15 protein-coding genes are annotated in these 17,858 nt (G+C 66.9%); 9 read left to right on the top strand and 6 right to left on the bottom strand.

Translation table 11 applies throughout. The annotated features are described in order from the left end of the window. Positions 1-4 precede the first annotated feature (4 nt). The 4 genes from ACQ1X7_RS05775 to ACQ1X7_RS05760 form a co-directional block, all read right to left on the bottom strand. Complete coding sequence (locus tag ACQ1X7_RS05775; protein ID WP_432477214.1) at positions 5-457, bottom strand: hypothetical protein; 453 nt, start codon at positions 455-457, stop codon at positions 5-7. Between the two features lie 132 nt (positions 458-589). Then, positions 590-2,824: a hypothetical protein gene (locus tag ACQ1X7_RS05770; protein ID WP_432477213.1), complete on the bottom strand. Its 2,235-nt coding sequence runs from the start codon at positions 2,822-2,824 to the stop codon at positions 590-592. Positions 2,825-2,916: 92 nt separating this feature from the next. Continuing rightward, a complete protein-coding gene (locus ACQ1X7_RS05765; protein ID WP_432477212.1) occupies positions 2,917-3,237 on the bottom strand; it encodes a hypothetical protein in 321 nt (106 codons plus the stop codon). A 3-nt stretch (positions 3,238-3,240) separates the two neighbouring features. Continuing rightward, complete coding sequence (locus ACQ1X7_RS05760) at positions 3,241-4,146, bottom strand: zinc metalloprotease (RefSeq protein ID WP_432477211.1); 906 nt, start codon at positions 4,144-4,146, stop codon at positions 3,241-3,243. 211 nt (positions 4,147-4,357) lie between these two features. Here ACQ1X7_RS05760 and ACQ1X7_RS05755 point away from each other — a divergent pair, with 211 nt between their 5' ends. The 7 genes from ACQ1X7_RS05755 (at position 4,358) to ACQ1X7_RS05725 (ending at position 15,998) form a co-directional block, all read left to right on the top strand. Continuing rightward, positions 4,358-4,723, top strand: a complete 366-nt coding sequence (locus ACQ1X7_RS05755) for a hypothetical protein (RefSeq protein WP_432477210.1) — start codon at positions 4,358-4,360, stop codon at positions 4,721-4,723. 443 nt (positions 4,724-5,166) lie between these two features. Next, positions 5,167-6,681 (top strand): N-6 DNA methylase, encoded by a 1,515-nt coding sequence (locus ACQ1X7_RS05750; protein WP_432477209.1) that lies wholly within the window; start codon positions 5,167-5,169, stop codon positions 6,679-6,681. Beyond that, on the top strand, positions 6,674-7,891 hold the full coding sequence (locus ACQ1X7_RS05745; RefSeq protein ID WP_432477208.1) for a hypothetical protein: 1,218 nt from the start codon (positions 6,674-6,676) through the stop codon (positions 7,889-7,891). Before ACQ1X7_RS05750 ends, ACQ1X7_RS05745 begins: the two co-directional genes overlap by 8 nt. Beyond that, the gene (locus ACQ1X7_RS05740) at positions 7,888-8,814 is read left to right on the top strand and encodes a GIY-YIG nuclease family protein (RefSeq protein WP_432477207.1); all 927 of its coding nucleotides are present in this window, start codon (positions 7,888-7,890) and stop codon (positions 8,812-8,814) included. Before ACQ1X7_RS05745 ends, ACQ1X7_RS05740 begins: the two co-directional genes overlap by 4 nt. Next, positions 8,814-11,939 (top strand): type I restriction endonuclease subunit R, encoded by a 3,126-nt coding sequence (locus ACQ1X7_RS05735; protein WP_432477206.1) that lies wholly within the window; start codon positions 8,814-8,816, stop codon positions 11,937-11,939. The genes ACQ1X7_RS05740 and ACQ1X7_RS05735 overlap by 1 nt, the downstream gene beginning before the upstream one ends. A 46-nt stretch (positions 11,940-11,985) precedes the next feature. Beyond that, positions 11,986-14,919, top strand: coding sequence for a DEAD/DEAH box helicase (locus ACQ1X7_RS05730; RefSeq protein WP_432477205.1), 2,934 nt, complete (start codon positions 11,986-11,988; stop codon positions 14,917-14,919). A gap of 380 nt (positions 14,920-15,299) precedes the next feature. Continuing rightward, positions 15,300-15,998, top strand: a complete 699-nt coding sequence (locus ACQ1X7_RS05725) for a recombinase family protein (RefSeq protein ID WP_432477204.1) — start codon at positions 15,300-15,302, stop codon at positions 15,996-15,998. Here the strand turns inward: ACQ1X7_RS05725 and ACQ1X7_RS05720 are convergent. After that, on the bottom strand, positions 15,995-16,228 hold the full coding sequence (locus ACQ1X7_RS05720; protein WP_432477203.1) for a helix-turn-helix transcriptional regulator: 234 nt from the start codon (positions 16,226-16,228) through the stop codon (positions 15,995-15,997). The genes ACQ1X7_RS05725 and ACQ1X7_RS05720 overlap by 4 nt on opposite strands. Positions 16,229-16,343: 115 nt before the next feature. On the opposite strand from ACQ1X7_RS05720, the gene ACQ1X7_RS05715 reads away from it, so the two are divergent. Together ACQ1X7_RS05715 and ACQ1X7_RS05710 are read left to right on the top strand one after the other, a co-directional pair. Further along, positions 16,344-16,613: a hypothetical protein gene (locus ACQ1X7_RS05715; RefSeq protein WP_432477202.1), complete on the top strand. Its 270-nt coding sequence runs from the start codon at positions 16,344-16,346 to the stop codon at positions 16,611-16,613. Next, complete coding sequence (locus ACQ1X7_RS05710; protein ID WP_432477201.1) at positions 16,603-17,082, top strand: hypothetical protein; 480 nt, start codon at positions 16,603-16,605, stop codon at positions 17,080-17,082. The genes ACQ1X7_RS05715 and ACQ1X7_RS05710 overlap by 11 nt, the downstream gene beginning before the upstream one ends. 342 nt (positions 17,083-17,424) lie before the next feature. Here ACQ1X7_RS05710 and ACQ1X7_RS05705 read toward each other — a convergent pair whose 3' ends face one another. After that, positions 17,425-17,838 (bottom strand): hypothetical protein, encoded by a 414-nt coding sequence (locus tag ACQ1X7_RS05705; protein WP_432477200.1) that lies wholly within the window; start codon positions 17,836-17,838, stop codon positions 17,425-17,427. Positions 17,839-17,858: the final 20 nt, after the last annotated feature.

Raw genomic sequence — 17,858 nt, 5'->3', positions numbered from 1 at the left:
GGCGTCAGACCTGCACCCAGTCGGTGAGCACGGCGTGGTCTCCGGTCACGCACCGCAGCCGGACCGGCCCGCGCCGGGGCCCGCCGAAGTGGAACAGCCCCAGGGCGTCCGCCTGCACCGTGGCGAGCTCGCCGCCCGGGCCGAGGAGCATCACCGTGCCACGGGATGGCGGGACCAGCTGGCCCACCAGGCCGTCGGGCGTGTGCTCGAGCTCGACCGCGAGGCCCTCGCCCTCGAACACCAGCTGCCGGGAGGCGGTCCCGGCGTCGCGCACCAGCACGGCGTCGTCGGCCAGGGAGTCGTAGGTGAGCGCGGCCAGCTCGGCGTCCACGGTGCGCCACGAGTACGCCGCGTCGGCGGCCGCCGCCATCGTGTCGGTCGGCTCGCCTGCCTGCCGGGTCGCCTCCGCGAGCGCCGCGAGCAGCGCGTCGTCGTCGCGCCAGTGTCGGTCGTCCATCGAGGCGCCACCTCCGTCCTTCGAGCACGTCCTGCGCGGCCGTCCGAGGGCGGCGATCGGGGGGAGGAACTCTCCGGCAGGAGCCCCGCTACCTGACAGAGTAGTTCGACCGCGCCCTGATACCGCCGCCCCTCAGTTTTCCTCGGCGGCCTTCTGCCCGGTCGCGTGGACGACGAAGCGCGCGGACGCCTCGGGCCGGTGGTGGCCGCCCGCGAGCGCCAGCACGACCTCGTGGTCACCCGCAGCAGGCATCTCGTCGAGCCACACCTCGCGTCCCGTCCCGACCTCGACGCCGTCGAGCACCCAGAGCAGGTCGTCGTCCGCGGCCGGGTGACCGTCGGCGGTGGTCGCCCAGCCCCAGAGGCGCATGTCGCGGTCGGAGCGCAGCTGGGCGCCGTCCGGGGGGAAGACGACGGCCACCTGGCCGGACACCTCCTCGACGGCCGCGGCCACGGGCTCGCTGACCACCGTGTGGAACCCGTCCGAGACGACCGCCTGGACGAGCACCTGTCGACCCCTCAGCCGCGCGACCGGCACCGACGCCTCGCTCGCGGTGCCGGGCAGCGCGATCAGCGACCAGGTCCGACCGTCGTCGACGCTGCCGCGGAGGCCGACCCGGGTGTCGTCCTCGGCGTCGAGCGACCACCGGACGTGGAGCTGGTCGTCCCGCACCTCGACACCGAGGTCCGCGACGACCGGGCGGCTGCCCGCGCGGCGTTCCCAGAGGACCTCGTCCCCGCGGACCAGCCGGATCACCTCGGCGTCGTCGTGGTCCTCGGCGTACGCCTCGACGGCGCCCGTCCACCCGGTGCTGCTGCGGGGGACGTCGGGCCGCGGTCCCGACCCGCACCCGCCGCAGCCGCCGCACCCACCGGGCGAGTCGCCGCACGCGAGCTCGACGACGCCGCCGACCGCACCCCGGCTCAGCACCCGGCCGGACGCGTCGAGCAGCTCCAGCGCCAGGTCGTCGAACGCGGCGAAGGGCCCGCCCGCGGCCATCTCCAGCCGCACCAGCGTGTCGACCCGGACGTCCTCCCGGGACAGCTGTCCCGCCACCGCGACCAGCCGCACCAGGGCCGGGTTCACGACCTGGTCGACCCCGTGCGACCACGGCGGCGGGTCCGGCGGGAACGGCGTGGTGTACTCACCGACCTCCTCCCACACCGGCGGCCGGTCCTCGGGGTCACGCACCCACTCCGGGTGCAGCCGGGCGTGCCCGAGCAGCTTCTTGTACTGGTAGAGCGACGGCCACCGCGGGCGGCAGTAGGACATGGTGTCCCGCGCGGTCCGGGGCCGGGCCACGGCGCCGGTGTTGACGTCCAGGCCGTACTCGCCGATCGAGGCCATCTTGCTCGTCTCGCTGTCGTAGTCCTCGTACGCCGGGTAGTCGGGGTCGCCGGACACGCCGGCGCCGAGGCCGCAGGGTGCGTGCGGGAAGCCGCACAGGTGGCCCAGCTCGTGGGCCATGCCGTCCGTGTCGTTCACGAAGCCCGTCGCCACCGGGCCGTTGCGTGCGCCGCAGCCGCCGGCCCCGCCCACGGGGATCCCGTTGGGCAGCAGGCCGAAGTACATGACGTCCTCGCGCCGGCCGTCCAGGAACCAGCCGAACTTCAGCCACCCGATCAGGTCCGACCAGCTCTTCGGGCACTGCAGCTGGTTGGTCGTGGGGTTGACCGTGATCGCGCCGGTGAGCGGGGTGCTCCACAGCGTGGGTCCGAGGATCGACAGCTCCGGCGTCCGCGACACCGGCCAGGTGAGCAGGGTGAACGCGGCGGTCGACACGAGGTCGGCCATGGTGGGCGCCGGCAGGTGGATCGTGGCGCCAGAGGCGTCGGGGCCGTCGTACTGGATCGCGAAGGCGCGCAGCCTGAGGGTCTGGCGCTGGGTCGCCCAGACCTCGGCGTGGTCCTCGGCGCGGAGGACGCGGCCGCCGGACCAGGCGTTGACCTTGATCCGGATCCCGCCGTGCATCTGCTCGGCGGGGATCACGAAGTTGAGTGAGTGGGCCGTGTCCGAGCGCTCGTCCTCGTAGGAGCGGGTCGGGTCCACGTCGATCATGCCGCTGCCGCGGGGCGTCAGCTCCAGGGAGTCGACCCAGACGCCGAACCGCCGTCGCTGCAGGACGGCGCTGCCCCGGACCACCGCCACCGGGAACAGGGCGTGGACGTAGACCCTGACCCACGCGGCCTTGTCGGACACCAGGGTGACGGAGTTGTCGCGGCCGCGGTCCCGCCAGTCCGTGAGGTGCCGGTCGGCCCGGGAGTACTGGATGGCCTGGGTGACCTCGATCCCGTCGACCCAGAAGGCCTGGAGCCGCAGCCTGTCCAGCGCGAACCGGCTGATCTGCTCGAAGATGTTGATGGTCATCCGACGTCTCCCGACCCCGAGACCCTGGCGGTTGGGTGCTGGATCCAGTGAACGCACAGCGGCGCCCGGCGGGCAAGGGCACGCGGACGGACCTACCCGCCGTCGTGGGGCTTGCGGACGACCAGCCGCTCGTCGTCCACCTCCACCACCGTCATCTCCCGCGGCACGCCCTGGGCCGCACCCTCGCTCAGGATGATCGTGTCGTCGTCGAGCTCCCAGCTGCCGGCGGCCTCCTCGGGGACGTCGGCGGCGCCCAGACCGGTCTCGGCGAACGTCCCGTCCTCGCGGAGCTCGAAGGCGACCCGCCCGCGGGACGGCGGCAGGTCGGTGCCGGCGGGGCGGAAGACCATCTCGTCCTGGGTGTCCTCCTCGCGGACGTGCACCCAGCGCCCGCACACCTGGTCTCTCCGCACGGGCTAGGCCCCGGCGAACGACTTGCGCGGACCGGCGAGGCAGGCGCTCATCCGGGCGACCTGCCCGGCGGTGAACATGAACATCCCGGCGTCGTCCGTGTAGTCCATGTAGTTGACGAACATGTCGCCGTGCGGGCCGTTGCTGCAGCTGATCGAGGGGAACGTCGGCGTACCGGTGTTGGGTCCCTCGCAGTTCGGCGTGTCCGGCACCTTGTCGCCGCCGCTGCAGTCGAGGGTGTCACCCCAGATGTGGCGCAGGTTGAGCCAGTGCCCCACCTCGTGGGTCAGCGTGCGGCCGAGGTCGAACGGCGCCTCCGCGGTGCCCTCGGTCCCGAACGCGGTGTTGAGGATCACCACGCCGTCGGTCGCCTTGGGGCCGCCCGGGAACTGGGCGTAGCCGAGCAGCCCGCCGCCGAGCGTGCACACCCAGATGTTGAGGTACGTGTCGGTCGGCCAGGCGGGCGACCCGCCCTGGCTCGCCCGCTTCACCGCGTCCCCCGGGCCGAACGAGGCCCGGTCGGTCGGCACGCGCACGATCCCGTCGGTGCGCTTGCCGTCGGGGTCGCGCGTGGCGAGCCTGAACCGGATCTTCGGGTCCGCCACGAGCCCCTGCCAGGGAGCGGGCACCTTCGACACGTCTGGGTTGGTGGCGCGGAAGTCGTGGTTGAGCGCGGTCAACTGGCTCACCACCTGGGCCTTGCTGATGTTCTCCTTCGGCTTCTTGTGGACCACGTGCACCACGGTCGGGATGGTGACCAGCCGCCGGGCGACCCGGTCGGCCTCCCCGGTGGTGACGGCGCGGGCGGTGAACTCCTCGGCCCGCTGCTGGTTGGTCCGGAACGACGGCTGCTCCTCCAGCAGCCGCTCGAACTCCTGCATGGCCGCGCACTGACGGCGCCGTCGAGCCATGGCCTACCTCCCCGTCGTGCTGGGACGGCGGTGCCGCTGGGGCGCCGGCTCGTCCCCTCCGATCGAGGTTCCTCGGCGGCCCGGGGCCTGTCAAGGACGCGCTGCCGTCCTCGTGACACGTCTCTTCTCCACAGATTGCCCGGCACCCGTGGATCGGGAAGGTAAAGACGCCTAGGTTGCGAGGAGGACCTCAACTCGGGACGGGGGACCCATGCCTGCGGTCGACGCCCACGCGGAGCTGGTGGAGAGCCTCGACGAGCGTGTGCGCGACCGGGTGCGTCGCGAGGGGGTCGACCCGCAGCGTGACGCGGTTCTGGTGCGGCGGATCGCCGAGGGCGTCGTCCGCGACCACGACCAGCGGTCGCTGACCGGCTCGGTCGCGCCGGTGGCCGACATCGACTCGGTGGTCGGCGAGCTGGTCGCGCGAGTCTCGGGGTTCGGGTCGCTGCAGCCGTTCCTCGACGACCCGGCCGTGGAGGAGATCTGGGTCAACGACCCGAGCCGGGTGGCGAGCATGCTGAAATCACCCTCCTCCCCTGCACCCCCACTTAGCGTTGTCGCAGGTCAAACCACATGACCCGACGTGTACCTTGGCTTAGGCGTGCAGGTCATCCCCCGAGTCGGTGCTAAGCGGGGGTCCACCCTGTTTGTGTCACGGTTGTGTCATAGCGACCCGGGGGGAGGCAGGAGTCGCTTGAACCGCATGCGCACCTGCCAGTAACCGTGCCCGTTGTCGACCCCACGGGCCATCAGATCGACCGCATTGCCGCCGTCGACACGACGAAGCCGGGCTTAGCCGCATGTGCCCTCGAGGACTGCGAGGGGCGAGTCACGCCGGGCGTGCTCCTCCGTTATCGACGACGAGCGCGATTGCGACCTGGCCCGTCGGCGCGTGGTCTCGCAACGGGCACAGTCACCACAAGCACACCGAACGATGACCTGACGGGTGCACGTGTCGAACGCCCGAATTTGTCGGTCTTGACGGGCAGGATGAGACACGAACCGGAACCGAAGGAAGTAATGACCCTCACTCAGAAGGATCTCGAAGCCCGACTCTGGGCCGCCGCCAACGCGTTGCGTGGCCCTGTCGACCCGGCAGACTTCAAGACCTACGTCTTCCCGATGCTCTTCTGGAAGTGGATCAGCGACACCTGGGCCTACGAGCGCGCCGAGGCCGTCGAGGAGTACGGCGACGAACTCACCGACGAGATCGAGGCTGACTTCCACCGCTTCGAGATGCCCAAGGGCACCCAATGGTCCGAAGTCACGACGAAGGTGACCAACCTCGGCGCGGAGATCGCCAAGGCGTTCCAGCGGATCGAGAAGGCAAACCCCCGCTCGCTCGCGGGCGTCTTCGGTGACGCATCGTGGGGCAATCAGGAGCGCATCCCGGAGTCGGCCCTGCTCGGGCTGATCAACGCGTTCAACGAGATCCGTCTCGAACCTTCGACCGTCAGTCACGACCTGCTCGGTGCCGGGTACGAGTACCTGCTGAAGAACTTCGCCGACGAGTCCGGCAAGAAGGCCGGGGAGTTCTTCACGCCGCGCGAGGTCGTCAACCTGATCGTCGGGGTGCTCGACCCAGCGCCCGGCGAGTCCGTGTATGACCCAACGTGCGGCTCAGGCGGGATGCTGGTCGCGACCATCAACCAGGTCCGTGAGCAGGGCAAGGACCACCGCACTCTGCGCGTGTACGGCCAGGAGATCAACCTGACCACCTCCTCGATCGCGAGGATGAACCTCTTCCTCCACGAGATCGAGGACTTCGACATCAAGCGGGGCGACACGCTCCGGGCCCCTGCCTTCAAGGAGCCGAACGGCGGCATGCGCCAGTTCGACGCCGTGATCGCCAACCCGCCGTTCTCGCTGTCCGACTGGGGAGCCGACCGGTGGCCCGCCGACCCGCGCGCGTTTTGCGGCGTGCCTCCGGCGAAGAACGGTGACTACGCGTTCATCCAGCACATGATCTCGTCGATGAAGCCGGGCTCGGGCCGCGTGGGCGTCGTCATGCCGCACGGCGTGCTGTTCCGCGGCGGCGCTGAGGCCCGCATCCGTGAGTGCCTCATCGAGAAGGACCTTCTCGACGCGGTCATCGGCCTTCCGCCGAACCTCTTCTACTCCACGACGATCCCCGCTTGCATCCTCGTCTTCCGCGACCAGAAGCGGGAGGAGCGCCGCAACCACGTTCTCTTCGTCGACGGTTCGGCGCGCTTCGTCAAGGGCAAGAACCAGAACCGGATGGGCGACGAGGACGTCAAGGTGCTCGTCGACGCGTTCGAGACAGGCGATGATCCCGACGGCGAAGGCGGCACCAACGTCCGGCTCGTGCCGTTCGACGAGATCAAGACCAATGGCTTCGACCTCAACATCGGTCGCTACATCAAGGTCGCTGCTGAGGAGACCGCCGATCTGGGTACCGCGCTGATCGCCTACGCCGACGCTCGGCAGAGGCGCATCGAGGCCGAGGCGGAGATGTTCAAGCGCCTGACCGCTGCGGGTATCGACCTGAGCATGTTCGAGGTGCCCAGTGAGTGAGTGGGTGGTGAAGCGACTCGACGAAGTCGCTGACCGAGTCGCTGTGAAGAACGCCGCCGGTTATCAGCGTGTCCTCACCGTCGCCGCCGGTCAGGGGTTGGTCGACCAGGAGACGTACTTCAACAAGCGCGTCGCGAGCGCCAACCTGAGTGGCTACTGGGTAGTCCAGCCCGGTGACTTCGTCTACAACAAGAGCACGTCTTTGGACGCCCCGTGGGGGGTGGTGGCGAGGTGGGACGGCGACGAGCCAGCAGTGGTCACGACCTTGTACATCGTGTTTCGCCCACGCCCGGGCATCGAGGCGGACTACCTATTGCGGGCGTGCAACGGCGCCTTCTTCTTCGACTCGCTAAGAGGAACGTTGCGCGAAGGTGCTCGGGCTCATGGATTGCTGAACGTCCGACTGGGAGAGTTCTTTGGGGCGAAAGTCGCCCTCCCGCCAGTCGCCGACCAGCGCCGCATCGTCGACGTGATGACTGCGGTGGACGCGCAGATCGACGCTCTGGAGGAAGAGGCTGAACGCCTTCACGTCGTCACCCGCCTGCGACGCGCAGGACTTGTCAACGATGACACGGTTGACGAAGTCCGCGCCGAGGAAGCCTTCGACTTCTCGGCCGGAGTCCGCCGCACCCCCGATCGAGCATCCGGACCGCACATGACGCCCTATCTGCGGTCGGCCAATGTCGGATACGGGATTCTCAATCTCTCGGACGTGCTGCTGATGAACTATGAGCCACACGAGCGCGAGAAATTTGGGCTCCGATATGGCGATGTCCTCGTGTCCGAGGGCAGCGCGAGCGCCAAAGCAGTGGGCATGCCAGCGATGTGGAGAAATGACCTGCCGCCGCCCGTTTGCTTCCAGATGACGCTGCTCCGCCTGCGGGCAATCGGGGGCGTCTGTGTCCCCGACTTCGCCTTCCAGTGGTGTATGTGGGCGTACGAATCCGGCCGATTCCTTGACGTCGCCGGAGGCACGAGCATTAAGCACATCAGTGCCAAGAGGTCGAGCAAAATGCCAGTCCGACTTCCACCAGTCGAGCGCCAGCGTGAGGTCGCCGAGGAACTCAATGCACTGGACGCTGAGTTGGACTCGGCCCGCGCTGAACTTGGTCACCTACGCACGTTCCGGTCACGGTTCCTGTCGTCCTTGTTGAATCGAGAGTTCGAGATCCCGGAGTCTTACGACGAGATGTTGGAGACTGCCTCATGACCGCTCTCGGGAAGTCCGTGCGACTGTTCCTCGCCGACGGCACTCCTGGTGGTCTCATCACCGCCGAGATCATGAACTGGACTGGCCACGTGATCGCCGCGCCGCGCTCCGATCTGGCGACTCTGTTGAAGCGGGCTGAGGTCACGCGGACCGGCATCTACCTGCTGCTCGGCGACGACCCGGACTCACCAGGTCGTTCGCGCGTCTACGTCGGCGAAGGCGACGACGTGTCGAAGCGACTGCGCAAGCACAGCGGCGAGAAGGACTTCTGGGACCGAGCCGTCGTACTGACGAGCAAGGACATGAATCTCACGAAGGCGCACGCTCGCTACTTGGAATCTCGCTTCATCACCCTCGCGACGCAGGCCAACCGAGCCACCCTCGACAACTCGACTGCGCCTGAGCCGATCCTTCTGCCCGAGGCGGACCGCTCCGACATGGAGTTCTTCATCGAGCAGGCGAAGATCGTGCTGCCCGTGCTCGGCATCAACCTCCTCCGCTCCACGAAGCCCGCTGCGACGGCAGCGCCAACCTCGCCGACCGAGTCGACGCTGTCGCCCGTCTTCACCTTGACGGTCAAAGGAGCAGACGCGACCGCTCAAGAAGTCGACGGCGAGTTCGTGGTTCGCGAAGGGTCCATGGCGCGCCCGGAGTGGACGGGCGAGGGCCGGAGTTACGAGAAGTTGCGACAGCAGTTGGAGGCGGATGGGACCTTGTCCCTACTGCCCGACGGGAGCGCCCGCACGTTCACCCGCGACGCCGTCTTCGCGAGCCCGAGCGCGGCATCCGCTGTCGTCCTTGGCCGCAACTCGAACGGGCGCCTGGAATGGCGCGTACGAGGGACCAAGACGACCTACGGTCAGTGGCAGGAGAGCCTGCTCGACGCGGTCGACCCGCCGGGCCGAAGCGAGGCGGTTTCGTGATGGGCTTCACCGAGACCTCCACCATCCAGACCTCCCTCATTGACTGGGCTGAGGATGCTGGCTGGGAGCACATCCCGGGCGCCAGACTCCCGGGCATCGACAGTCAGCGCGATGAGCACGACGTGCTGGTGGAGCCCTGGGTTCGTGAAACCCTGATCGTGCTGAATCCTGACCTCGACCCGGCCTTCGGTGGCAACGCGGCCGAGAACCTCGACCTGGTGCTGCACGAGATCAACCAGGCGATTCTGGATGCGCAGAACGGGCTCGTGGCGGCCAATGAGCGGGTCACGGTCATGCTGCGCGGTGACCACTCGTTCGTGACCGTCGACGGCAAGTACGTGCCGCGGCGGTTCATCGACTTTGACGAGCCGGATAGCAACCGTCTGGTTGTGTCCGATGAGGTGACGATTCGCGGTGGGGTCAAGCCGCGCCGGCTCGACGTCGTCTACTACGTCAACGGCATCCCGCTCGTTGTGGCGGAGACCAAGACCCCGGTGAAGCAGCAGGTCTCGTGGCTGAACGCCGCGAACGACATCTACGGCACCTACGAGGTCGAGTATCCGCAGTTCTTCGCGACTAACGTCTTCAACGTGGCGACCGAGGGCCTGGAGTTCCGGATGGCGCCCATCCGGGCGGAGCCGGACCCCGAGTCGGAGATCTGGGCTCCGTGGGGTGCGCTGGCCGACGAGCCGTCGAAGATGACCGGCCCCGCTCGTGTGGAGCGAGGCGCACGCCTGCTGTTACGTGCCGAGGTGATCTTGCCGATGATGCGCGACCTCGTGATGTACCGGCACGCGCGGGACGCAGCCGAGCAGGACCTGAAGTTCCTGCCCCGGTACCCGCAGTTCGAAGCCGTCGTGGACATCCACGGGAAGGTGGTCCGTGGGCGACCGGGCGGGCTGGTCTGGCACCACCAGGGGTCCGGCAAGACCGAACTGATGGCGTTCGCGGCCGCGCGCATCCTGCGAGACCCGAACGTGACAGAGAAGTTCGGGTCACCGCCGACCGTGATCGTGATCGCGGACCGCAAGGACCTGGTTCGGCAGACGGCCGAAGTGTTCGAGACCGCGGGCATGCCGAGGCTGGTTGTCGCGTCTAGCAAGCGGGATCTGTGGATGGTCTTGAGGCGGGACGAGCCCGCCGTGGTGATCACTACGGTGCACAAGTTCGCTGAGGCCGGGCACCTCAACGACCGCGACAACATCATCGTCCTCGTCGACGAGGCGCACCGCTCCCAAGAGGGCAAGTTCGGCAAGGCATGGCGAGCAGCAGTCCCGAACGCCAAGTTCTTCGGGGCCACCGGAACCGCCATCGAGGACAGTCAACGGTCCACGTTCGCGCTGTTCGGGGACCCGGAAGACCCCGACTTCATCATGAGCCGGTACACGCCGGAGCAGTCCATGGCCGACGGCTTCACCAAGCCCATTGTCGTGGAGGGCCGTTCGGTCGGTTTCGACCTCGACAAGGCCGACCTCGACGAGGCGTTCGACGAACTCGCGGATGCCGAGGACCTCGATGAGGATGAGAAGGCGTTCCTCTCGGGGAAGGCGTCGCACGTCGAGACAGTGCTGTCGAACCCACAGCGTGTGGCGGCAGTTTGCACCGACATCGTCGAGCACTACCTGAAGCACGTCGCCCCGCTCGGCCAGAAGGCACAGGTCGTGGCCTACAACCAGCGGCTCGTGGTCGCCTACGCAGAAGCGATCCGGTCCGAGTTGCAGCGACTCGGCGACGCAGCAGACATGCCCGGCACCGACGGCGGCCCGAGCAAAGCCCGCGAGGTCGCAGTCGTCATGCACGTCGCCGACGCCAAAGGCACGCCGGAGGCGCTGAAGAAGTACTTCCTGACCGAAGAGCAGGAAGAGGCATTGAAGCGGCGCTTCAAGAAGGTCGACGACCCGCTCTCGTTCGTTTTGGTCACAGCCAAGTGGATGACCGGCTTCAACGCCCCCATAGAAGGGGTGCTGTACCTCGACAAGCCGCTGAAGGCGGCCAACCTGTTCCAGACGATCACTCGGCCGAACCGTCCGTGGAAGAACCCGCTCACCGGACAGCGCAAGGCGTTCGGGCGCGTCGTCGACTACATCGGCCTAGCGAAGAGGATCGCCGAGGCTTTAGTCGGACCGCGTGCCGACACCGACGAACCCGACGAGGTCAACGTCGTCGACACCTCGCGGTTGGTCGGCAAGTTCATGGCTGACCTCACTCGGCTCGACGCGCTCTTCGCGGGCATCGACAAGACCGACACCGGGTTTGCGTCGCTCGCTGAGGCTCACGAGCGGATCAAGGAGGAAACCCCCGCGCAGGAGGAGTTCATCGAGGGTTTCGTGTCGATCCAGACGATCTGGGAGTTCCTCGACCCGAACCCGATGCTGGCCCCTTTCAGGGGGACGTACCTCTGGCTCGCCAAGGTGTACGAGTCGATCCGCCCCCGAGACGTGTCGAAGGCGTTCCTGTGGGAGCGGCTCGGCGCCAAGACCCAGGACCTCGTCCACGGGCACATGACGAACGTCAGCGTGAGGACTAACCCCACGAAGAACGTCACCCTCGATGCCGCCGGACTCGAACTGATCAAGCAGATCGCCGAGCAGTTGAAGATCCCGACGATCGACGATCCGGAGAAGAACCCGGGCGAGGTGTTCGGAGAGGTCCTAGACAGCATCGAGGCCCGCCTTAAGCGGCGACTCGCAGACACTGACAGCAAGGTCTACAAGAGCCTCGCCGAGCGCATCGAGAAGTTGCGTGAGCGAGCCATCTCCAGCGTTCAGGAGTCCCTCGACTTCCTGGAGCAGGCTCTGAGCATCGCCCAAGACGTCGTGGCTGCCGATCGCGCCGCAGAGGAGGGCAAACTCGAAGAGGCAGAGCGGCTGCTCGACCCCAACAAGGGTGCCCTCACCCAGATCGTCGAGCAGAACACCCCGCCTGGCTTGCACAAGATCGTGCCGGACATTGTCTGGGCGATCGACTCGATCGTCATCGAGGTTGCCTACACCGGATGGACCGAGAGCGACGCGGGCGACAAGAAGGTGCGCCGCGAACTCCGTACGGCGTTGAAGAACTACGGGCTCCCGGTGACGGGCGAGTTGTTCGAGAAGACCTACGAATACGTCAGAGAGCACTACTGATGGGCGGCTTGCAGGCTCTGAGGTCGCGAAGGGCGGAGCCGCCGCGGTGACTGCTTTGTGGGACCACCAAGTCAAGGCGATCGGGACACTTCGGGAATACCTCGGAAGGCAAGAACGAGGTGCCGCGTCTCTGGTGTCAATGCCGACGGGATCCGGTAAGTCCGCCGTCATCGGTAGCGTGCTCGCGGACCCGGGCGATGCACTGACGGGTCGTCCGGTACTCGTCCTCGCACCGTGGCGGACCCTGGCGAAGCAACTGCGCGCGGATGTACAGGAGCGCGTCTGGACCAACCTAGGCGTTCAGCGACCGGCGGGACTTCCGCGCGTCGTCGGGGTGCGTAGCGCGGCGGACTTTGTTCAGAGCGACCACGGGCCTGACGCTGAGCCGCTGATTCACGTCACGACAATGGCGATGGCTCTGGAGATCTACAAGAGGGTCGATCTCGACCCGACCGAGATGGGGTCGCTCTTTGCGAACTTCGCAGCGGTCGTCGTGGACGAATGTCACTACGAGCCCGCGCCGACCTGGTCCGAAGCGGTCCGTGCGACCGGGCTGCCCACCTGTCTGCTCACGGCGACGCCGTTCCGAAACGACAACCGTTTCTTCGACTTGGACGAGAAGGCCCGCTACCGCTACAGCCATGCCGACGCGGTCGAGGACAACGTGCTGCGGCAGCCTGTCTTCGAGCGGCTTGAACGAGGCGGCTCGGAGCGCGACTTCGTCGCAGGGCTCCTGAAGCGCCTCCGGCGGCTGTCGCCAGCGAAGGCCGACCGCGTCATCGTTCGATGCGGCAACCGCGCCTCGGTCGAGGCTGTGGTTGCCGCGCTACACAACGCGGGGGAGAAGGCCGTCGGGTTTCATGAGACGTTCGAGCACTCGGCTCGCGACCGCGGCCTGTGGCGATCAGTCCCCGCACCAGATGACCGGCCCGATGTCAGATTCTGGGTACATCAGCACAAGTTGACCGAGGGCTTCGATGACCCGTCAGTCGTCGTGCTGGCCGTCTACGACGGCTTCGGTAGCGACAGGGCACGGGTCCAACAGATCGGCAGGGTGCTCAGGAATCCGTCTCGAACGGACAACGCGAAGGCGTGGGTCCTTTCGCCTGACGACGAGATGCAGCGAGCATGGGAGCGCTACCTGACATTCGACGCGGGCGAGGCGCCGAGATCCATGGCGACCGATCCCGCTGGTGTGGAGGCGCTTCTCGCAGCACAGCCCGAAACCTTCTACTGGGAGCGCCTGTTCCGCGAACGGTTCGACCTCCACGACGAGTCGGCCTGGACGCACGTCAAGTACAGGCTCAGCGCATCTCTCCGCCTCCCGCACGAGACCCCGGATCTAGATGTGCTTGCCCAGATGGTCCGCACCGACCACGTCGCCCGGGATCAACGCGTCCTCAGTATCGGCGCTCCCAACGCTGACAGTCGCGTCATCCTCTACCTCTCCGTAGGAAACTCGCCGGTGCTACGAACCGGTGCGTTCGTTGAGATGACGCTCGGCTACACGGTCCTTCATTGGGACGGGACTCGGTTGTTCGTGTCCGACTCCGGCTCATCCGTACCCGAGTCTGTCCGAGCGTCGAGCACGCCAGTCGATGCCCGATCACTGGTGGGCCTGCTGCCCACGGGTTCCCGTATCTCCGACATCTCGCTCGCGAACAATGACCTGGGCCAGTGGAGCCTCAGGTCACGATCCCTCAGCGCCTTCGACCTGGGGCGCATCGCATCGGAGATTGGAGGGTCGACCTACGGTTACGCCACCGCAGAAGGACACCTCCAGATCGACGGCGACCGGGTTTCGCGCTACACCGGCGTGCGCAACGCGCGGGTGACCGATCGGCGCAAGTCAGAAGGCTCATTCGGCGATCTCTCCGATTGGTTCAAGGAGATCGGCTCAGCACTGGACGAGGGTCAGGCGCCCGCAGCGGCGATCGACCGCTACGCCACCCCGGTTACCCCGCCAGCCGATCCGAAGCCAGCCCACGTCCTGCTTGACGTTGACCCTGGCAACTTCGAGGGCATCGACGGCAAGAGCACGCTGCGGATCGACTCCTACGGCGAAGAGGTCAGCGACGACGGCACATTCCGCATCGTCCTCAACGAAGAAGCGGTCGCCGTCCACATCGCGTGGAACTCGACCACCAGACGGTTCGAACTGGGGTCAGCGGCGCGTGTTCCCTTCCGATCCGTCAGCGGATCCCGCGATGTCTTCTGGCAGGACGTGGTGCGCGAGCAGTCGATCCGAGTCGCGACCACCGGTGGCCTCGTCTACACGAACGGGAACTTCTGGTCGCTCGCGAGTCGCGATCGTGGGGCGGCCCTGGGATTGCTCTCCGTTCTCACTGAGCATGACGGCCTGGGCGCTGTGCTCAGTGAGAAGGGCCCCGTTGACGCTGCCGGGCGCTGGAGCCGAGAGACGGCGTTCGGGCTACTCGACCTCGACCTCCTCCCGGATGCGCTGGGCAGTGAGGCGACGATCCTATGCACCGACATGGGCACCGAGATCGCGGACTTCGTCGGCTTCAACGACTCCAAGGTGATCCTCGCCCACGCCAAGAGCAAGAAGGCAGACGAAGCATCCAGGATCTCCGCCTCGGCCCTCCACGAGGTCGTGTCGCAGGCGATCAAGAACATGAAGTACCTATCCGTCGGCAACACCGACGCGCCCTATACCGACACGTGGGCTCGGCGATGGAATGGAGGTCCACTGGGTACTGCCGACCGACTCAGACTTGGCCACCGATCAAGGCAGGGCTCGACCTACTGGAAGCGGGTCGACGCGGTTGTGCAATCGCACGCGACGGAGCGCGAGGTCTGGCTTGTGTTAGGTGCGTCACTCTCGAAGAAGGCCCTGACGGCCGAACTGAAGAAGGCCACACCGAAGCCGGTGGCCGTGCAGGTTCATGCGCTGCTGAACTCGGCCTGGTCGGCGGCGCAGCAGTGCGGTGTCAGGCTCCGGATCTACTGCTCGCCCTGAGCGGATCTGGGTGCTTCGTTTGTTGAGCGTGCCGTCTAGAAAGTCGCTGAGGCGCCTGACGTTGCCCTCAGGACGCGCTGCGCCCTCCTGGAGGACCACGGAGTGCCACAGGCTCCAGTAGGCGCACGCCACCGAGTCGGCCGGAAGTGTCGGAGGCGGTGGGCTGTAGGTCGCAGGAAGTGGCTCAGTCGCACTGGCACTGCCCGACCGGAGCCGCGGCGCGAGGCCAGCCGCTCCGCCCGCACCGCTTCGCGACTCTGCCGCCAGTTAATGGCTGTATTGCGAGTTTTGTGACACGTCTTACGCGCGCGCAAAGGCTGTTGACCTGCACTGTTACATCTATGTCCATACGCTAAACGCTGGTACACTTAGGTGTGAGGTTGGTCGCCTACCTGCGGGTGTCTACGGACCGGCAGGCCGAGGAAGGCCTAGGCCTCGAAATCCAACGGAACTCGATCGCGGCCTGGGCCAAGAGTCGTCGCGACTCGGTGGTTGAGTGGCATTCCGACGAGGGCGTCAGTGGAAGCAATGGACTGGACTCTCGCGAGGCCCTGCCCTTGGCGCTTGATCTGCTCAAGCATGGCGACGCCGATGGTCTGGTGGTGTACCGCCTGGACCGACTTGCGCGGGACCTCATCGTCCAAGAGACGCTCCTGGCTGAGGTCAAGCGTCTTGGAGCCTCAGTCTTCTCGACGGCGGAGAGCGAGAGTGCCTACCTGATCGACGATCCAGAGGACCCCTCTCGCCGGCTCATTCGTCAGGTCTTGGGTGCCGTTGCGGAGTACGAACGCAGCATGATCGCCCTGCGGTTGCGTGCCGGACGTCGCGCGAAGTCCTTGAAGGGTGGGTTTGCCTACGGGAGTCCTCCTTTCGGGTACCGAGCCGACGGGGGTGAACTGGTGCCAGATGAGCGTGAGCAGGTGGTGCTGGCACGCGCGGTCCAACTGCGATCGGAGGGCATGAGCCTGCGCGAAGCAGGAGCCGTTCTGGACGCAGAAGGATTGAAGCCCAAACGTTCACGCAACTGGCACCCGACATCGCTCGCTCGGGCGCTGAGACACGCCGCCGACGGTGGTTAAGAGAATAGGTCGCGAACGGGGACGTGCAGAGCGTTGGCCAACTTCACGATGACGTCGAGCGTTGGGTTTCGGCCGCCGACTTCGACCGCGGCGAGGTACGACCGGTGAACGCCCGCCCGCTCCGCCAACTGTTCTTGGGTCCAGCCGGCTTCACTACGCAACCGCCGCACCTGATCTCCGAACGCCCGCCTGTGCGCCGTCGCTTGGAACGAGAGACGGCGGCTGGGCACTCATCGAACCTTGGTCAAACCACCGTGAAAAGTCCGTACTCTATGAGTAACACTGGCGCTTGGGTGCAACTCATCAGGGTTTTCAGGGAGGACTTCAATGAGTCGTTTCGCAGTCATGGCAGAGGATCACTGGCGCCACCACCTTCCCAACGCCTACTCGCGCATTGAAGATCGACCGCGCTTCTTCGGGAGGATTGCGGATGAGGCGCAGTCCCAACTTGAGGACTTGGAGGAAGCCCTCCGTGGTGAGGAACCGCCCGGCGAGACATTCGCGCAGAGGATGGCGCGGTATCAGGCCGCCAGGACAGCAGCCGAGGAAATCGTCGTGCGTGAAGTGCTGTTTGACCCGCCGTCGGAGACGCGAGGGGTCATCGATGGACAGTGACGACCTCGAACGCATGTACATGCAGATTGTGCGGGGCGTCCCGAAGGACAGGTCGCGCCTCGTCACTGATGCCGAGTCGAGTGCGCTGTGGGATCAGGTTGCTCGCGAAGTCGCCGACGCGCGGACATCCGGTGTCGCTCAGTTCGGCACTCTGGCCGGACGGGATAGTGATGACCTTGAGGCTCGATATCGGGAGTCACGCCGTGGCGGTGCGGAGCACTGGGAAGTCGAACGACTCCTGGACGCTCTGATACGCGGTGAGTTGACGCTGGAGCGTGTCGAGTCACTGTTTCGTGCTCGTGCATGGCCCGAACGAGGACGCCCCGCGGCAACCCTCGCCGACGCTTTCGCGGACCGACAGCCTGACTCACCTGGCTCCTTCGCGGAGGTTGCGCAGGCCTACTATGACGGACGCATCGACCTCAGCACCTATGAACGCCTGGTCAACGCGGCGGCCGAATCACGGTGAGACCGCACGGGCGGCGCTCTCGCCCGTCGATGCATAGCCCGACGTCCCTAATCGAGTCAGTGGGCGCATCCGCGCCGCTCGTGCACGACGCTGACCCTCGTCTCGATGCGGGTCGGTGGCCCGGAGCGAGCGGAGCGAGTGAGGACACACCGACGCGGGGTCTGGGGCGGCGAGCCCCGGTCCCAGAGCGCCGGGTGGGGTGGTCGGCTGGGGTGGGGAGAGAGAGGAGAGAGGCTGAGCCTGAAACGACGCCCGTGGCCGTAGTCGTCCTGGGCGAAGTGACCACACCAGCGGTAGTCGGTTCGGAGCAAACGACTACCGCAGCGGTAGTCGTTTGGCCGGTCACGAGATGGCCCGCAGGTGCTTGCTGGTGGCCTTGGGCTTCGGGTGTCGTCGGCAGGGCGCGTCGGGGGCGCCGTGGCCACCCGCGATGCGGTGCCTCGGCACGATGAGGCAAAGCGCACCGCTCCCCTCGGCGAGCATCCCGAAGTCGATGGCCTGCCGGATCGCTCGGTAGACGGTCCGGCGGTCAGCGGGTGCGTGGTGGCCGTCCTCGTCGACCCGGCCCAGCACGGCGGCGACCTCCCCTTGCTTGAAGACCGCGTGACCGTTGGCGCGGTGTGTGCCCATCGCGAGGTAGGCGACACGGAGCGCGAGTGGGAACCGGGGGTTGAGTGCGTCCGCGTGCCACGCTGCCTGGCGATGGAAGGCGAAGGCGTCGCTGCCCCACTCGCGGGGCACCTTGCTTTCTGACACCTCGTACCTCTCTTGTGCGT

This window comes from Nocardioides sp. GXQ0305 (assembly GCF_050880345.1).
GTDB lineage: Bacteria > Actinomycetota > Actinomycetes > Propionibacteriales > Nocardioidaceae > Nocardioides.
Note: the sequence above shows the minus strand (reverse complement) of the source record. Positions and strands in the feature narration are given on the sequence as shown.

What these genes read in the sequence shown, in the direction of transcription:
- ACQ1X7_RS05735 (WP_432477206.1), top strand. Translation starts at nt 8,814, where the DNA reads ATGGGCTTCACCGAGACCTCCACCATCCAGACCTCCCTCATTGACTGG.
- ACQ1X7_RS05715 (WP_432477202.1), top strand. Translation starts at nt 16,344, where the DNA reads ATGGCAGAGGATCACTGGCGCCACCACCTTCCCAACGCCTACTCGCGC.
- ACQ1X7_RS05740 (WP_432477207.1), top strand. Translation starts at nt 7,888, where the DNA reads ATGACCGCTCTCGGGAAGTCCGTGCGACTGTTCCTCGCCGACGGCACT.
- ACQ1X7_RS05775 (WP_432477214.1), bottom strand. Translation starts at nt 457, where the DNA reads ATGGACGACCGACACTGGCGCGACGACGACGCGCTGCTCGCGGCGCTC.
- ACQ1X7_RS05710 (WP_432477201.1), top strand. Translation starts at nt 16,603, where the DNA reads ATGGACAGTGACGACCTCGAACGCATGTACATGCAGATTGTGCGGGGC.
- ACQ1X7_RS05750 (WP_432477209.1), top strand. Translation starts at nt 5,167, where the DNA reads ATGACCCTCACTCAGAAGGATCTCGAAGCCCGACTCTGGGCCGCCGCC.
- ACQ1X7_RS05760 (WP_432477211.1), bottom strand. Translation starts at nt 4,146, where the DNA reads ATGGCTCGACGGCGCCGTCAGTGCGCGGCCATGCAGGAGTTCGAGCGG.
- ACQ1X7_RS05770 (WP_432477213.1), bottom strand. Translation starts at nt 2,824, where the DNA reads ATGACCATCAACATCTTCGAGCAGATCAGCCGGTTCGCGCTGGACAGG.
- ACQ1X7_RS05755 (WP_432477210.1), top strand. Translation starts at nt 4,358, where the DNA reads ATGCCTGCGGTCGACGCCCACGCGGAGCTGGTGGAGAGCCTCGACGAG.